This is a genomic window from Fibrobacter sp. UWB11 (assembly GCF_900143015.1).
In the GTDB taxonomy this organism is placed as follows: Bacteria; Fibrobacterota; Fibrobacteria; order Fibrobacterales; family Fibrobacteraceae; genus Fibrobacter.
The window spans coordinates 99509-116062 of sequence record NZ_FSRT01000003.1 but is presented as its reverse complement, the minus strand read 5'-3'; the positions used below and the strand labels follow the sequence as shown (position 1 = coordinate 116062).

Genomic DNA, 16554 nt, shown 5'->3' with positions numbered 1-16554 from the left:
AAAAGCCTTTATTTTGCCTATGGGTGATAATGATTCGTGGTGTAATTGCTATTTTATAACATCATGAGTTTCGAAACTAAAATTGTTTGCATTGGTGCAGGCTACGTCGGTGGGCCTACCATGACTGTTATCGCTGACAAGTGCCCCGATGTTAAGGTTACCGTAGTTGATATCAACCAATCTCGCATTGACGCTTGGAATAGCGAAAATCTCCCGATTTTTGAACCCGGCTTGGATGATGTTGTAAAGCGCGCTCGTGGCCGTAATCTGTTCTTCAGCACGGATATTCCTGCAGCCATCAAGGAAGCGGACATTATCTTTGTGTCGGTGAATACCCCGACGAAAACGTTTGGACATGGCGCTGGTAAGGCTTCTGACCTCCAGTATTGGGAAAAGACTGCCCGAAACATTTTGGAAATTGCTGACGAAGGAAAGATCATCGTCGAAAAGTCGACGCTCCCGGTCCGCACCGCTGCGGCCATGGAACGCATCTTGAATTCAAACGATAAGGGCCTTCACTTTGAAGTGCTCTCGAATCCGGAATTCCTTGCAGAAGGTACCGCCATTAATGACTTGTTTGAGCCCGATCGAGTGCTCATTGGCTCTCATCAGACGGAATCGGGCCTTGCTGCCTGCCAGAAGCTCGTTGATGTTTATGCTCACTGGGTGCCGCGCGATCGCATACTTACGACGAACCTCTGGAGCTCCGAACTGACGAAGCTTACTGCAAATGCATTCCTCGCACAGCGCATCAGTTCCATCAACTCGATTAGCGCTCTCTGTGAACGCACCGGTGCAGATGTCGACGAAGTCGCTTATGTAATGGGTAAGGACCGCCGTATCGGTCCTAAGTTCCTCAAGGCTTCTATCGGTTTTGGTGGTAGCTGCTTCAAGAAGGACATTTTGAATCTCGTTTACCTTTGCGGTTATTACGGACTACCGGAAGTGGCTGCCTATTGGGAAAGCGTCGTGAAAATTAACGAGTGGCAGACTCACCGCGTGGTGGACCGCATGCTCGAAACAATGTTCAATACTATCGCCAGCAAGAAAATTGCCGTGTTCGGTTTTGCGTTCAAGGCCAATACGGGCGATACCCGTGAAAGCCCGGCGAACCTCGTGGTTCGCGACTTGCTTGCCGAACACGCACTGCCTGTCGTGACTGATCCGAAGGCTATCCCGGATGCCAAGCGCGACCTTAAGGATGTGATTGACCAGGTTTCATTTGAAGAAAACCCGTACAAGGCCGCCGAAGGTGCTCACGCCGTTGTCGTTTGCACAGAATGGAAATGCTTTGCTGAACTTGACTGGAAACGCATTTACAGCTCGATGGCGAAACCTGCCTTTGTATTTGATGGTCGCAACATCTTGGATGCGGACGCCCTCAGGAAGATCGGCTTTGAAGTGACTAGCATCGGTAAGGGCAAAGCGGAGTAAAAATTTTACTAAGAGATAAATATTATGGCTTCTATTAGTGTATTTGGATTAGGGTATGTCGGTTGTGTTGGAATCGCCTGCCTTGCAAAGCTAGGTCATCGAATGATTGGCTGCGATGTCGATGTTAATAAGGTAAATCGAATTGCTGCCGGACTTCCGACAATTGTCGAAAGGGATATTGATGAAGTTTTGCAGGATGGCTATAAGGCCGGACTTATTTCGGCTACATCTTCAGCTGTTGAGGCGGTTGCAAAAACGGATGTATCGTTCCTTTGTGTCGGTACACCTAATGCTCCAGACGGACGCCTTGATACAACATATTTGATGTCTGCTGTGCGTTCGATTGCCGAAGCTATTCGTTCTAAGTCGACATTCCATATCGTCGTTATTCGTAGTACCGTGCCTCCTGGAACGAATGCTGCTGCTGCGGAATTGATTGAAAAGGTTTCGGGAAAACGTGAAGGAATCAATTTTGCTGTGGCCTCGAATCCAGAGTTTCTCCGTGAGGGTATGGCTGTTGCCGATTATTTGAATCCTCCGTTGACTGTTATTGGGTGCGAATGTCGTCGAGCCCTTGATGCTCTTAGAAATCTTTACGCTCCTTTGGGTAGTGAAATTGTAGAAGTCGAGCCGAAAGTTGCCGAAATTATCAAGTTTGTCAATAATTCATACCATGCCTTGAAGGTTACATTTGGAAACGAAATAGGCGCAATTTGTAAAAAGCTCGATATCGATAGCCATAGTGTTATGAACTTGTTCTGCAAGGATACCCAGCTGAACATTTCGCCGTATTACTTTAAACCGGGATTCGCTTACGGCGGCTCTTGCCTTCCTAAGGATTTGCGTGGTTTGAATTTCTTGGCCGAATCTCATCAGGTCGAAGTTCCTGTTCTTTCGTCGATTGAAAACAGCAATAACATGCACATTCGCCGAGTGCTAGACCGCGTGCAAGAAATAGGCGTGCGTTCTGTGGGCATTGTTGGGCTTACTTTTAAGGCGGGAACGGATGACTTGCGTAATTCGGCCGCAATTCGTTTGGCCGAAGGCGTCTTGGGCAAGGGTTGCTCGTTGAGCATCTATGACCGCTATTTGAATATCGCTCGCGAAAAAGAAACAAACCTGCGTGAATTGAATAAGCGTATTCCGCACCTGCTTCCGCTTCTTGTGAATGAAGTTGAAGATGTTGTGAAAAATAATTCACTTGTCATTATTACCGTTCGAAATCCTGAGATCTCGGAACTGATTCGTAAGAAACCTGAAGTTCATTTCTTGGATCTCGTTCGCTTGAAGGATCCGTCTGTAGAAACGCTTTCTAATTACGAAGGTTTTTGCTGGTAAATTCTATGGAACAGTCTTTGAAGGAACTTTCGGGAAAGAAAGTTTGCATTGTCGTTGAAAATCTCCCGGTCCCTTTTGACCGCCGTGTTTGGCAGGAAGCGACATCTTTGCATGAAGCAGGTGCCGAAGTAACCGTAATTTGCCCGAAGACAAAGAAGTATCCTCAGGAATATGAGGAACTTGATGGTATCAAAATTTATCGCCATCCGTTGCCAGAAGCAAAGCGTTCGCTTGATTATTTCAAGGAATATTTCTGTGCACTTTATCATGAGACTCGTCTCTTGTTCAAGGTGTTTAGAAAGCAGGGCGTACAGGATGTGATTCATGCTTGCAATCCGCCTGACTTGATTTTTATAGCGGCGTTCTTGTTCTTTACATTTACGCGTTGCAGGTTCCTTTTTGACCACCACGATATTAATCCGGAACTCTGGATTGCAAAATTTGGCAAGAAAGGCTTGGGCTACCGCGCGATGATTCTGGTGGAACGCCTTACGTACTTTTTTGCAAAGCATGCCATTGTCACGAATGAATCGTATAAGGAAATTGCGATGCGCCGTGGCAAAAAACGCGAAGAGGATGTGACGATTGTGCGCAGCGGTCCAAACCTCTCGAAGTTGAAAATTGGCCCCGCCAAGCCGGAAGTTAAGAAAGGCTTTAAGTATCTGATTGGCTATATCGGCGTGATGGGCAAGCAGGAAGGCATTGATCTTTTGCTCAAGTCTGTCGATTACATCGTGAACAAGAAGGGCCGCAAGGACATCCGCTTTTGCATTATGGGCGGGGGACCTTCTTTGGAAGAACTTCGCGAATTGAACAAGACGATGGCGCTTACCGATTATGTGGAATTCCCTGGTCGCGTGAGTGACGAATTCTTGGCCGATGTGATGAACACGGCTGATGTGTGCGTCAATCCGGATTTGCCTTCTGAAATGAATGACAAGTCCACCATGAACAAAATCATGGAATATATGGCGTTCGGAAAGCCGATTGTGCAGTTTACGCTCAAGGAAGGTAAGTTCTCTGCACAGGAAGCTTCGCTCTATGCAAAGAATACCGATACAGATGACTTTGCCGAAAAAATCCTATGGCTTTTGGACAATCCTGAAAAGGCGGCGGAAATGGGCGCCTTTGGTCGCAAGCGTGTGCAAAACGAACTATGTTGGGATTACGAAAAACCGAAGCTGATTAGCGCGTACAAGAAGTTACTTGGACTGTAAAAAGGAACTGTCTTTGCTTCAGAACAATTGATAAATGAGATCCGGTCTATTATTGGTTGATGATTAGAATTCTAGTTTTTCCGCAAAAAGAGACTCCTCAGAATAGTTATTTGGGGAATATAACTAGTGTTATTTCCGACGAATACACCGTTGTTGGTGTTAATGAAGCCATAAAACGAAAATGGGGTAGCCTTTTCTTTTATGATGTTGTCCATCTAAATTGGTTAGAAAATATTCGTGGCAAAAGCCGGATTAAAGTTTGGATGAACTTTATTTTTCGCTTTGCTACCTTGATTTATTTTAGGTTGCGAGGAAAGCCTATTATTTGGACAATCCATAACAAGGAAGTCCATGGGCAGGAACTAGGAAAGTCTTTTTCTAGAATAATGATGAGATCGTTGCTGAAATGGAGCACCCGTATTCATATTTTATGTGATGCAACGTTTGATGAAATCCCTGCTTTAGAAAAATACAGGAATAAAGTTGTCTGTATTCCGCATGGGGATTATATACAGAATTATCCTAAATCGGATTTGAATATTAGGGAAAAATATGGAATAGCAGAATCAAAGAAGATTGTGTTATTTTGTGGAAAAATTGATCCCTACAAGAATATTGATGTTCTAGTTCGTGCATTTGAACAGTCAAATATTGGACAAAGTGATTTTGTGCTGCTCGTTTGTGGATCTTGCCGTGATTTATCGTATAGGAATAAGATTGAACAAGCTACTCAGGGAAATGAAAATATCATTTTGGACTTTAATTTTATTCCGGTTGACCAGATGGAAGCCTATTTGACCCAATCGCTCTTGCTGGTTGCTCCGTATGATAAACGATGCACTTTGAATTCAGGTACGTTGTGGATGGCTTTTTCCTATGGCAAAACAATGATATGCCCGGAAATTGGATGCATTCGCGATGTTTTAAAATCTACGGATGCTGTGTATTCGTATGATTATGATTCTGCCCAGTCGCATGAAGATTCCCTTATAAGCGTGTTTAAACAAGTGAAAGAAGATTTCGCTGATGGTAAGCTTCGCATAAAGGAACAGAATGCTTTTGACTATATCGAGAAACGGTCTTGGAAAAATTATAAAAAGTCTTGGATTTCTTTGTATCACTTCTAGCAATGCCTAATATGAAAAAAGAAACCTTTCTTTCGTTTGTCAAAAAAAACGGCTTGAGAAAATATATAAAGTGGTTAGGAATATTTGCTAAATGCTGTATAGCCAAGATACTTCTTGTTTTTATTGGGAAAAACAGGAAGTATAAAGATTTATGGGTCTTTGCAGAACGTGGAAACGATGCTAGAGATAATGCAATGCATCTGTTCCGTTATGTTTGTAAGAAGTGCCCTGATGTTAATGCGGTCTATATTATTACAAAAGATTCGCCTGATTTAAAAAATGTTCAGGATGTTGGCCGAATTGTTTATCATGGGTCTTGGCAACATTATTTATGCTATCTGGTCGCAAAGAAAAAAGTGAGTGCGCATATATTTGGTGGGGCGCCTGAAAGAAATCTCTTTTTGCGAATGGATCATGTTTCTTTCTTGAAGAAGTTATTTGTAAAAGGAAAATACGTGTTCCTTCAGCATGGCGTGACTCAAGCAGATGGACCTTGGTTGCACCGAGATAAGGTTCGGTTTGACCTCTTTGTCACGGTCTCGAAAAGGGAAGAACAATTTGTCATTGAAAGATTTGGTCATCCTGCACAATGTGTGAAATCTTTAGGTTTTGCTAGGTATGACGCTCTTCCGTTGACTCATCAAAAAACAAAAAAAATACTGCTGATGCCGACCTGGAGACATTATTTATCGAAATGTACGGCAGAAGATTTTGAAAAAACGGATTATTTTAAATCGTTTAATTCGCTATTGAATAGTGAACGTTTGCTAAGTTTGCTGGACCAATATGGCTATGAACTGATTTTCTATCCTCACTTCGAAATGCAAAAATTCTTGCATTTGTTCATAATTCCTGAAAAGAATGTGATTGCTGCATCATTTGAGAATTATGATGTACAAAAGTTGATGATTGAATGTGACATGATGATTACGGATTATTCAAGTGTACAGTTTGATTTTGCATATATGCAAAAGCCTATTCTGTTGTACCAGTTTGACCGTGAAGCATATCAAAGCGGACACCAGGGAAAAGGCTATTTTGATCCGGATCAGGATGCTTTCGGCCCGGTCGCAAAATCCTTGGATGATGTCGTCGTGCATGTGGAATCTATGTTAAGCCAAGATTGCAGAATGTCGGATCAGTATATGGAACGGATGAAGTCGTTCTTTTTGTATAATGATACGCAGAATTGCTTGAGAAATTTCAATGCAATTAAGGAACTTTAAAATGAATGTCCTGTTTGTTTTTAATAATCCTTTAGATGCGATGGCTGGTGGCGTAGAACGCGTAACGGTTTCTGTTATGCGGGGGCTTTTGAAATATGGAATACAATCGTTCTATTTGCAGGATACAGGAACCGAAACTTTGTTTGAAGGTAAAACTGTTGATGTAGAACGATTCTTTTTAGACAAGTCCATTGATGTTGTTGTACAGCAACTTGCTTGTGATTGTGTTGTGAGTCGATATCTGAGCAACAAGGCGAAAAATATTCCGTACATTGTCGCATGGCATACTGCGCCGCCTACATTCGTCAAGTCCTGGCGCGTGGCTTCCACGAAAACGTTCGGTTCTGTTAGTGATGAAATAAAGCGCTTTGTCAGGATGGCTTTTTTCCCTATTTTTTATTGGAAAGAATTGAAACGCTTTCATGCTCGTTGGGGTAAGATAATCCCGAGGGTGTCTAAAATTTTATTGCTTTCGAATTCGTTTGCCCCCTTCTTCCAGAAAAATCTTCATGTATCTTCGGATAAGATAACTGCTATCCCGAATATATTGTCATTTGACGTGCGAAATGACAAATCGATTATAGCTCAGAAAAAGAATGAAGTGCTGATTGTTTCGAGAATGAAGGAGCCTCAAAAAAGAATTTCTCTAGCTTTGAAAATATGGCGAGAAGTGGAGAAAAGCAAGATTGCAGAAACTTGGACATTGAAAATTATCGGTGATGGCGAAAATTTGCAGGACTATAAAAAGCTTGCTGCAAGAATGAATTTGAAGAATGTCCAATTTATGGGGAAACAAAATCCGCGACCATTTTATGAAACGGCTGCGATGTCTATGATGACATCGTCGTTTGAAGGCTGGGGGTTGACTCTTACGGAATCTCAGCAATTTGGAGTTGTTCCTTTGGCGTTTGATAGCTATGCATCTATCAAGGATATTATATTCGATGGAGAAAATGGCTTCTTGATTCCTTATGGAAATTTAAAGATGTATGCTCAAAAGATGTTAGATTTAATGAAAGATGATAACATGAGAGCGAACGTTGCTTTGAATTGCTTGGAGTTATCTAGTCGGTTTGACATAGAAAACGTTTTGCCGATGTGGAGGGAAATGCTATGCTCTATCTAGCTCTTTTCTTGCAATTCTTTTTTTCAAATTTGTCCATTCCTGCAGATGTTGTGGGTGGCATTGTTGCAAGTATCGAGAATTCTTCAATGGCAGAATTAGTGCCTGATTCAAGTGGCACTTATCTTCGATTGAAGTACCCTAAAGGTTGTTTTGGCACATCTAGAAAAAATGGTTGTGCGTTGCAGTTTACGATTCCGCTTGAAAAGGATAGTGCCGAAGAATTGTGGTGCTCGTACGAAGTTTATTTCGAAAAGAATTTTGATTTTAGAAGTGGTGGAAAACTGCCTGGATTTTGTGGTGGAAAATGCTATACCGGTGGCAATACGCCGAAAGAAGCCGATGGCTGGAGCAATCGTATTATGTGGAAGAAGGACGGCTTCTTGACGCAATACGTTTATTCGGCCCCCCAGAAAGGGAAATATGCAGATAACATCAAGTGGGATTTAAATGGTAAGTTTGATCAGAAGAAAATCACCAGAGGCCAGTGGCATAAAATTGTAATGCATGTTGGGCTGAATGATGTTGATTCTCTAAATAATTATTCTAGAAACGGCTATATTCAAACGTGGTTTGATGATAGCCTGGTCGTGAAAGAAGATTCAATGCTCTTTAGAAATGGGCGTGATCAGAAAATAGACAAATTCTATTTCTCGACATTCCATGGAGGAAACGACGATAATTATGCGCCTCGATGGGATTCGTTTATTCGTTTTCGTCGCTTGAAGATATCACGAGATCGTGCTGATCACTTTCAATAGATTTTTGTAGCAGTCCAAGTGATGTTCCGATAAAGAGGATGCTCATTTCGGTATTTCTTCCGATTTCTCCCGAAAGGATTAGGAACACAATGAGCATTGATGTTTGCAATATTCCTTGCGTGGCCAAATGCTCGTTTGCTTTCCGATGTCTATAGAAGTAAAAGAGCATTTGCCCATAGAATATCAGTAAAGCGAGCGCTCCGAATAAACCGATATCCAAGAGGGTGTAGAAGACGATGGATTCAAGCCCCTCTGTTTCTTCCTTAGAGTAATACATTCTGTTGCCATCGTCATCGCTTGCTAAAATCGTATGGTTGGTAAAGTAAAGACCATGGCCGAATACTGGCCTTTCTGCAAATTCGATGAGCGTAAACAAAAGCTGTTGTTGCCTAAGAGAAAGAGAACTTCCGCCTTCTTTTTCTTCAAATGATTCTAAGGCAAATGAAGACAATTGAAGGGCGATAAAACCATAAAAGATGATTGCAAAAAGTCTTTTTTTAAGTGAAAGTTGCATTGTGAAATAGATTAAAGAACCTAACAATATGCAACCAAGCGCTGTTCTCGACCCTGATAATATCACCGCTCCTGCCAAAACTGCAAGGACTATTTTTACTTTCTTTATGTCAAACTTTTCCGGGGCTATTTTAAGATAAGCCAAGGTGAATAGGAACATGGTGCTAAGCAGTGTTCCTAAAGCCGTTGGATGTTTTGTTGTAATAGAAATTCTCGGTCTCCAGCTAGAAGAGTATAATCCTTTCGTAATTCCTGCGGGGCCGAACATGTCTGTATTTTTTGTGGACGGGAAGGCTGTTGCGATGATTTCTCGAATGTAGTTGTGGTTTAACAAATATTCAAGAAGTCCGCAACCGGAATAAATTAGGAAGAAGAAGAACAAGTGCTTTGTCAAAATTTTTTCATCGATATCTTTCGCGCAGATGAATACTGCAATTATGGGTATATATTTGTCGAAACAATAACGTAAAGAACTGTAGAAGTCATGCGAGTTACCGCCATTTGAATAAGTTGTCAAGAAATAAGCGATAAAGATTACTAACAAACCTGTTTTTACAGGAAACGATGCGCACGTTCTTCTAAATTCGCTGCTGTTAAAGAGAATTTCTTTTGCGAAAAAAATGTAGGGGATAAGCTGGAAGGGGGTCAGTTCTGGTTTTGCAATTAATGCAATATTGATGTAAAAGAGAATGTTTACAAGAATGAGAGAGAGTAATTGCTGCTCCCGGTTCCCCTTGATGACCAAAAAGACTAAGGCGAAAAAAAGAATATATGCGAATAACGATAAAACAAGCATGATTACCCCTATTTTTGAATTTGCTGCCTGAACTTATCGTATTTTATAAAGAACCAATATAATAACGGCATGAACTGGAATACTTGTGCTCGCCTAGTTAGTCTTTTGTCCAGAACGAATTTGTTTTCGCTGAAAACCTTGAAGTGATGCTTTTTGATTTCTGCCAATAAATTTTTGTGGTTGCCCTTTTGATGGTGCACAAAACAATATCTCTTGGCGGTGAAATTTAAAAAGCTTGAGACGGCTGCTCTCAAAAGAGCAAAGTGTTTATTTTCCCTGTAATAGGCGATTGCCTCTTGTTTTGCTTCAAGTCCGTCTAGCGATTTTGGATTTGTGATGGCTTTTGAAATTCCGGTATCGCGGAGGAAATAGTAATATAGTTCCTGTGACGTATATGTAATTTTCGATGACGAAAGCATCGCTTTGTATGAAAAGAATTCGTCTTCGTTGAATTTACCTACTTTAAAACGAAGATTGTTGAAGACGCTCTTTTTGTAAATCTTATCCCAAGCTACAACGGATTGTGTTGTATATTCTTTTTGATAAAGTCGTAAAGCGGCTTCTTCTCCGGAAAGCGTTTCGACAACGGGGGCTTCGTTTGATGTTGTTACATCGTGTGTAAATGGAACGAAGTTGCAAATGGCAATGTCGGAACCGTTCTTTTGCAACAGTTCAAATAAAACTGCAGCCATTTCAGGGTGGATGAAATCATCCGAATCCACGAAAATGATGTATTCGCCTTGGGCAATGTCTAGCCCTGCGTTTCTAGCATCGGACAGGCCGCCATTTGGCTTGTGAATGACCTTGATTCTAGAATCTTTTTGCTGGTACTCGTCGCAAATTTGGGGGCAGTTATCTGGAGATCCGTCATCGACCAAGATAATCTCAAGGTCTTGATATGTTTGATTAATGATGCTGTCTACGCATCGATGCAAATAAGGCTCGACTTTGTAAATGGGAACAATTATGGAAATGAGAGACTGGCCCATATTGATTATTTGTTCCTCAATTCATCAAATTTGTCTATTAGTGATGCCGATTTGGTTGTAGATATTTTGCGGCAGAAGAAACATCCGCTTTGAATAATGTCGTTATAGTCGTTGATATCGAGAGTGCGGGGAAGCGGTTCTTTTGGAACTTTCCTGGTCCAGTCGATAAAGCGGAGATTCTTGGGGACGATTTGGTTTGCCAAAGGTCCGTTCAAGATAATCATGTGGAAGAACGATTCGTCCGGCACGAAAGTTAAGTAAAAGCGACGAACGAACCATCGATTATTTTTGCAGAAGTCCAATACGTAATCGACGACTTCATTGCTTAGGGAAAACCATTGCGATCCGTAATAGAACGTTTCTTTAAGGGGCTTTCGAATGGTAATATGACGGATGAGCTTTTTTTGGATGTCGTCTGTATGCCAAAGAATGTTTTTCCAACGGCCTCTTCGATTGATGAAGTCGTTAAATGTGTATATCTTAAGACGCCATTCGAATTGGCTTCCGTCTCTAATTTCTAAATAGCTCTTTGTGTTGTTTTCGAAGAACTTATCGAAGGCTTCGTTTGTGGAGCAGAAATAGTCGGTACCGGAAAGTAAATGAAAGTAGGAAAAGTTATCTGCGGCTTTTGCTTCTTTCAAAAGGTTTAGTGTTGCTTCTACAAGGCTAAAACCACCCCAGTTGCAGCTCACGCGCTTCTTTAAAAAAGTGCAGTTTGGAATCTGCTTAAGGCAGGAAAAATCTTCCTTTGATTTTTTATCGATGTGTATGAAAAAATAGTGATTGGGGGCTACTAAGCTGTTTACTAATCTTGCTACAAATTGGGGATTGCTATGGGCAAGAATAAGAAATGCGTGTTTGCGAGCTGACATGAAAAACCTCAATTAAAATATAGTTATTATCCATGTAAGGGTGGGCTTAGGGGCTTGGTTGCGACCATCTAAATAGCCTTAATGTGGAAGCTTGTTTTGCCGTGGTTTTTGTCTTTTGCTATCTTTGCGTTTGCAATTTGGAGTTTTATAAAGAGTAATAGAAAGTGCCCACTCATTCATCGAAAAACAGGCAATTCGTTGTCAATATGGCGGCATCGTTAATAACTTTTGTCGTCGGTTTGGGTATTCGTTTTGGGTTGACTCCGTATATCGTAAGAACCATTGGCCCAGAAGCTTACGGGTTTATCGGATTGTCTGCAAATATTCTTACTTATACAAGTCTGATAACTATTGCTTTGAACTCAATGGTCGGACGTTTTATCACCATTAAATATTGTGAAGGGAATATCGATGAGGCCAATAAATATTATGCTTCGGTATTCCTTTCGAACATAATTCTTGCATTCGTCATCACGTTCGTTGTTTCTTTGTGTATTGTATGGCTAGAGTACCTCATCAATATACCAGAAAATTTGGTGTTTGATGTTAAATTGTTGTTTGCCCTTATGGCGATAAACAATATTATAGGCCTTCTCGCAGGAACATGGACTATCGCAACGTTTATAAAAAATAGACTTGATTTAAGTAATGTCCGTACTATTATTGGAACAGCAATAAAGGCTTTGTCCCTGATTTTATTGTTCAGTTTCTTTAAGCCCCATGTTTGGTATCTTGGTTTGGCAGGAATGCTTCTCACTATATACACTGCGTTTGCAAACTATAGGTTCACAAGCGTTTTAACGCCAGAACTTGGTGTAAAAAAAGAAAACTTTGAGGTTAGCAAAATTGTAGAGCTTTTGAAATCGGGCGTGTGGAGCTTGATTTCGAGACTAGGTGAAATCCTCGGTCAAGGCTTTGATTTGCTGCTTGCAAACCTGTATATTGGCATGATTGAAATGGGATATTTTGCAATTACAAAAAATGTTCCTGTTATTATTTTAGGACTCTTTCAGTCGATATCCGCGGTGTTTGCGCCTACGATGACGAGGTACTTTGCCGAGAAGAAACATGACGAGTTGCTCAATGAATGTCACAAGTCTATTCGAATTCTGTCTTTCTTTACTGCGATTCCGTTAACGTGTCTTTATGTTTATGGCGATTCATTCTATAGGTTGTGGCTCCCGAGCGAAAATGCTGATGATTTGATATTCCTTACTATTTTAGGTACCTTTGCGTTAGCGTATACTTTGCCTCTTGAATCTTTCTGGAATATATTCACTATAACAAATAAATTGAAGTATTCTACGCTGTTCATGTTAGGCAATAACGTCACCGTATTCTTGATTGTTTTCGCTTCGATGTTTATTGTCGAATCTTCTGAAATGAGGTTGTACGTTTTGGCCGGAACCCGCTCTTTCTGTGGTATAATCAGAGGCTTTGTATTTTTGCCTATGTATGGTGCTCGTTGCCTGCTTTTGCCAAAGACTACGTTCTATAAAAACCTCTTTAAGGCACTAGCTTATTTTATCATATGTTTGGTAATTTGTTTTGGTATAAAGCACTTTTTTGAACCTACCTCATGGGCTCAGCTGGCTTTGGCTTTCTCATTAGTAACGGTTGTGTGCATAGTTACTGGTGCTTACATTATCTTGTCTAAGCTAGACCGCGCCTATTTGTTGAAAAAGATAAAGGAAAAAGTTTTTTAAATTAGGAGAATCCTATGATCCCCAAGATAATCCATTTCTGTTGGCTTAGTGATGATCCCTATCCAGAATCTATCCAGAAATGCATGAATTCATGGAAGGAAAAATTACCCGATTATGAAATTTGGAAATGGGATTTCAAGAGATTTCCTAAAGGTACTGCCAAATGGGTTGACCAGGCGTTCGAAAAACGAAAGTACGCCTTTGCCGCTGATTACATACGACTTTACGCCTTATCCAATTATGGCGGCATATATCTAGATAGTGATGTTGAAGTTTTAAAATCGTTCGATGACTTGCTTCATTTGCCCTATTTCATTGGCATGGAAAACACGCCGAAGGGAATTGAGGCTGCAACTTTGGGATGCGAAAAACATTGGAGCCTGATAGACGATTTGTACAATCGCTACAAAGACAGAGAATTTATAACAGCTGACGGTGCCGTGCAAATGACTCCTATGCCCGCTATTTTTAGAAAGTGCATTGAGTCTAATTATGAATTGCGGTTTATAAAAAATCAATCTGAATTTGATTACGACAAGGATGTTGTCAATGTGTTCCCTGTTGATTGGTTTAGTCCAAAGACTTGGGATACGCAAAAACTTGAGGTTACCGAAAATACGTATTCGATTCACCACTTTGCGGGCTCGTGGTTGAAAAAAGAGCCCATTCAAATTAAAAGAGATTTAAAAAACAAACTGAAAACTTTTGGTAGAAGTGTTTTCTCGGTTTATAAAAAATATTTTTATTTCACGCATCCTTATTCAATCATTTCAAACATTCCTTTAGGACACTATTACTACCATTCTTGCAATACATCATCGCACTCTCCGTTTACGGAAGTAAGCCTTTATGATGATGACTTTTTCAATGTTGTTGACAACCTGTCTTATGTAAAAGACTTTAATTTGAAGTTTATTAGATCGTCTGAATCAAAGCATCAAAATGATTTGGATGATTTCTTCTCGATGGCAGCCGTTGAAAACTTTGATATCGAAATACATTTCCGAAATTTGGATTCCCGGAAAATTGCATTAGAAAGTTGGAACGACGGCATGAAAAGATTCAACGTGAAAAATGCCAAATGCATTTATGTCAAGGCGGATCCGACTACGGAAGAACTCGATCGTTTGTCAAAATACGTGAATAAAGTATTGCTGGTAACCAATCGAGAAACTTCTTACCCTTATCAAGTGGTCACGCCAACATTAACGAAGTTCAATGAAAAAACGTTATATTGGTTAAACGGACCGCTTATAAGGAAAATTGCCCGTAAATTCGAACCTGTGAAATAATAAATCTTTCGATTTATTAATACTTCCCGTATTTGTAGCCGTATCCATCGCTATGCCCGTGTTCGTACTTGTTGATCACGAGGCTTGCGTGAACGTCGTTGTTGCCCTTGAGCAATTGCTTCATGCCATCCTTGATAGCGTCAATGCTATGGCGGTTGTACTCAATGACCATAACGATTTCAGATACAACGCGGCAGGCGAGAGCGGCGTCAGTAACAAGCATTATCGGCGGAGTATCGATGATGATGAGATCGTACTGCTGTTTTAACTCTTCGATCATGGCGGCGTAATGCCTGGAACCGAGCAGTTCGGAGGGGTTGCTCGGAACGTTGCCGCATTGCATGACTTCAAGATTTGGAACTTCCGTTTTGCGGATGACTTCAGCGGGAGTTGCTGTGTGTAAAAGAATCTGAGAAAGTCCTTTATCGCGCTTGATTCCAAATTCTTTATGCAGGCGACCTTTGCGGAGGTCTGCATCGATGAGAAGGACTCTTTTGCCTAATCCTGCGAATAGCGCTGCAAGATTGACTGAAATAAAGCTTTTACCGACTCCAGGGATGAGACCGCTGACACCAATAATGGATTTGCTTTCGTCTTCCATGCTAAATTCAAGAGAACTGCGTAATGCACGGAGCGATTCGATTGCCACATCATCGGGTTCGACTACAGCGAGCGGGCGAGTGCCTTTAGTTCCGTTGGGGTTCCCCTTCGGTACTTTGGCGTAAACGCTGTACCCTGTTTCGCGTTCAATAAAGTTCGCATCTCGGACACCGTTGTTGAATTTGCTCTTGATCGAGATGATAAGTGTACCAAAGAGTAAACCGATGAATAAAGCAACGCATACAATCATGGATTTCTTGGGCTTTATAGGACTGGAAACTTCTTCGGCAAAATCGATAATGCGGACGGAACCCACTTCACCGGCAGAAACGAGTTTAAGCTGTTGAATGTTGTTGAGCATGGTGGTGTACATGTGCTTACTCATGTCAACTTCATTCGTCAGTTTCAAAACTTCTTGCTGTGTATTCGGAAGTTTCTTTGTTGCTGCGTAGTTGCTTGCGAGCTCGCGTTTCAAGTTGCTTTCTTGATCTTCCAAGGTCTTGATGGTCGGATGTTCCGGCTGGAAAAGGCGGACTGCGCTTTGTTTTTTCTGCTGCAAGTCCAGCAAGCTTTGCTGCAACTTGTTGCGCTTTTCCAAAATCAGTTGCGTTTCTGCACCAATGTCAATGGAACCGACTTTGTTGCGATAGGTGTTGAACTTGAGTAGCGAACTGTCCATTTGGGCTTTGACGTCGGGAAGCTGCTTTTCTAAGAATTCAAGCGTCTTTTGTGCTTCGGCGTTTCGCTGTTCTACGTTCTGTCTCAAATAAGATGTTGCAATCTCGTTAAGGATTTTTGTAGCGCGGTCAGGGTAGATGTCCTGATAGCTGAATTCCAAGATTCCGGTCTTTCTGCTCTTTTCCTTGACTTCAAATGCCTTTTTGAATTTTGCAATAGCGTCAAGACGTTCCAATTTGTTGAGCTTGAATTTTTGTCCGGCAGTTGCATCCATGTGGAATACGCTAAAGATGAGTGTGTCTCCAGCGTAAGGAACTCTATATGTTTGTCCAACAGTTCCTGTTAAGATTTTATTGTTATTGTGATCATACAGGTCGAATGAAGAGCTGTCTACAGCTGTTGCTATCCAAGGTCCCCTTTTTTCATCCTTCGGGATGGATTTCCAAGGCACTTCGAATTGGCTGAGTTCCATGCGGCCTTCGTGGTGCAACAATCTGTCCATCTTGTTTATCGGTGTTGCCGTGTATTGTAAACGCAACTTTTCCACAGCTTCGCCGATGATTTGACGGCTGTAAATGAGTTCTATTTCGGTTTCAGCAGGGCTTGCGCTGGCAAAGAGGCTGGGAAGTCCGCCCATTAAGCCGACACTCTTGTTATTCTTGGATTCGATTTGGAGCAGGGCGTCTACCTTGTAAACCGGACGAATCCACATGGCGACAAAAACGCCAATAATTCCGGCAAGAATTATGCACGGAACCATGATTTTCCAATTTTTGACGAATTCCTTTAATAAATCAAAGAGGTCAGTTTCTTCTTTTTTAGAAGATGCAGCCATAGAACCACCACTGTGTTAAAATTATTTCCTTCACTCGCTAATCAAGA

13 protein-coding genes are annotated in these 16554 nt (G+C 41.4%); 9 read left to right on the top strand and 4 right to left on the bottom strand.

Features of this window, described 5'->3' with window-relative positions; translation table 11 throughout:
- Positions 1-63: 63 nt before the first annotated feature.
- Genes BUQ91_RS12680 through BUQ91_RS12650 form a run of 7 tightly spaced genes read left to right on the top strand, consistent with a single transcriptional unit; the run spans position 64 to position 8226 of the window.
- Positions 64-1434: a nucleotide sugar dehydrogenase gene (locus tag BUQ91_RS12680; RefSeq protein WP_074209536.1), complete on the top strand. Its 1371-nt coding sequence runs from the start codon at positions 64-66 to the stop codon at positions 1432-1434.
- A gap of 24 nt (positions 1435-1458) precedes the next feature.
- The gene (locus tag BUQ91_RS12675; RefSeq protein ID WP_072829307.1) at positions 1459-2772 is read left to right on the top strand and encodes a nucleotide sugar dehydrogenase; all 1314 of its coding nucleotides are present in this window, start codon (positions 1459-1461) and stop codon (positions 2770-2772) included.
- Between the two features lie 5 nt (positions 2773-2777).
- Positions 2778-3989, top strand: coding sequence for a glycosyltransferase family 4 protein (locus BUQ91_RS12670; protein ID WP_072829305.1), 1212 nt, complete (start codon positions 2778-2780; stop codon positions 3987-3989).
- A 59-nt stretch (positions 3990-4048) separates the two neighbouring features.
- Complete coding sequence (locus BUQ91_RS12665; protein ID WP_074209535.1) at positions 4049-5116, top strand: glycosyltransferase family 4 protein; 1068 nt, start codon at positions 4049-4051, stop codon at positions 5114-5116.
- An 11-nt stretch (positions 5117-5127) separates the two neighbouring features.
- On the top strand, positions 5128-6342 hold the full coding sequence (locus BUQ91_RS12660; protein WP_074209731.1) for a CDP-glycerol glycerophosphotransferase family protein: 1215 nt from the start codon (positions 5128-5130) through the stop codon (positions 6340-6342).
- A gap of 1 nt (position 6343) precedes the next feature.
- A complete protein-coding gene (locus BUQ91_RS12655; protein ID WP_072829301.1) occupies positions 6344-7468 on the top strand; it encodes a glycosyltransferase in 1125 nt (374 codons plus the stop codon).
- A complete protein-coding gene (locus BUQ91_RS12650) occupies positions 7456-8226 on the top strand; it encodes a polysaccharide lyase (protein ID WP_072829299.1) in 771 nt (256 codons plus the stop codon). Before BUQ91_RS12655 ends, BUQ91_RS12650 begins: the two co-directional genes overlap by 13 nt.
- Here the strand turns inward: BUQ91_RS12650 and BUQ91_RS12645 are convergent.
- Genes BUQ91_RS12645 through BUQ91_RS12635 form a run of 3 tightly spaced genes read right to left on the bottom strand, consistent with a single transcriptional unit; the run spans position 8171 to position 11396 of the window.
- Positions 8171-9535, bottom strand: coding sequence for an O-antigen ligase family protein (locus BUQ91_RS12645; protein WP_072829297.1), 1365 nt, complete (start codon positions 9533-9535; stop codon positions 8171-8173). The genes BUQ91_RS12650 and BUQ91_RS12645 overlap by 56 nt on opposite strands.
- Positions 9536-9543: 8 nt before the next feature.
- Complete coding sequence (locus BUQ91_RS12640; protein WP_072829295.1) at positions 9544-10524, bottom strand: glycosyltransferase family 2 protein; 981 nt, start codon at positions 10522-10524, stop codon at positions 9544-9546.
- Between the two features lie 5 nt (positions 10525-10529).
- On the bottom strand, positions 10530-11396 hold the full coding sequence (locus tag BUQ91_RS12635; protein ID WP_072829293.1) for a beta-1,6-N-acetylglucosaminyltransferase: 867 nt from the start codon (positions 11394-11396) through the stop codon (positions 10530-10532).
- 206 nt (positions 11397-11602) lie between these two features.
- Between BUQ91_RS12635 and BUQ91_RS12630 the strand changes: the two genes are divergently transcribed.
- Positions 11603-13102 (top strand): lipopolysaccharide biosynthesis protein, encoded by a 1500-nt coding sequence (locus BUQ91_RS12630; RefSeq protein WP_072829291.1) that lies wholly within the window; start codon positions 11603-11605, stop codon positions 13100-13102.
- Between the two features lie 14 nt (positions 13103-13116).
- Positions 13117-14394 carry a glycosyltransferase gene (locus tag BUQ91_RS12625; protein ID WP_074209533.1) on the top strand — a complete coding sequence of 426 codons (1278 nt, stop codon included), beginning with the start codon at positions 13117-13119 and terminating at the stop codon, positions 14392-14394.
- A gap of 16 nt (positions 14395-14410) precedes the next feature.
- Here the strand turns inward: BUQ91_RS12625 and BUQ91_RS12620 are convergent, their stop codons facing one another.
- A complete protein-coding gene (locus BUQ91_RS12620; protein WP_074209532.1) occupies positions 14411-16507 on the bottom strand; it encodes a polysaccharide biosynthesis tyrosine autokinase in 2097 nt (698 codons plus the stop codon).
- Positions 16508-16554 lie beyond the last annotated feature (47 nt).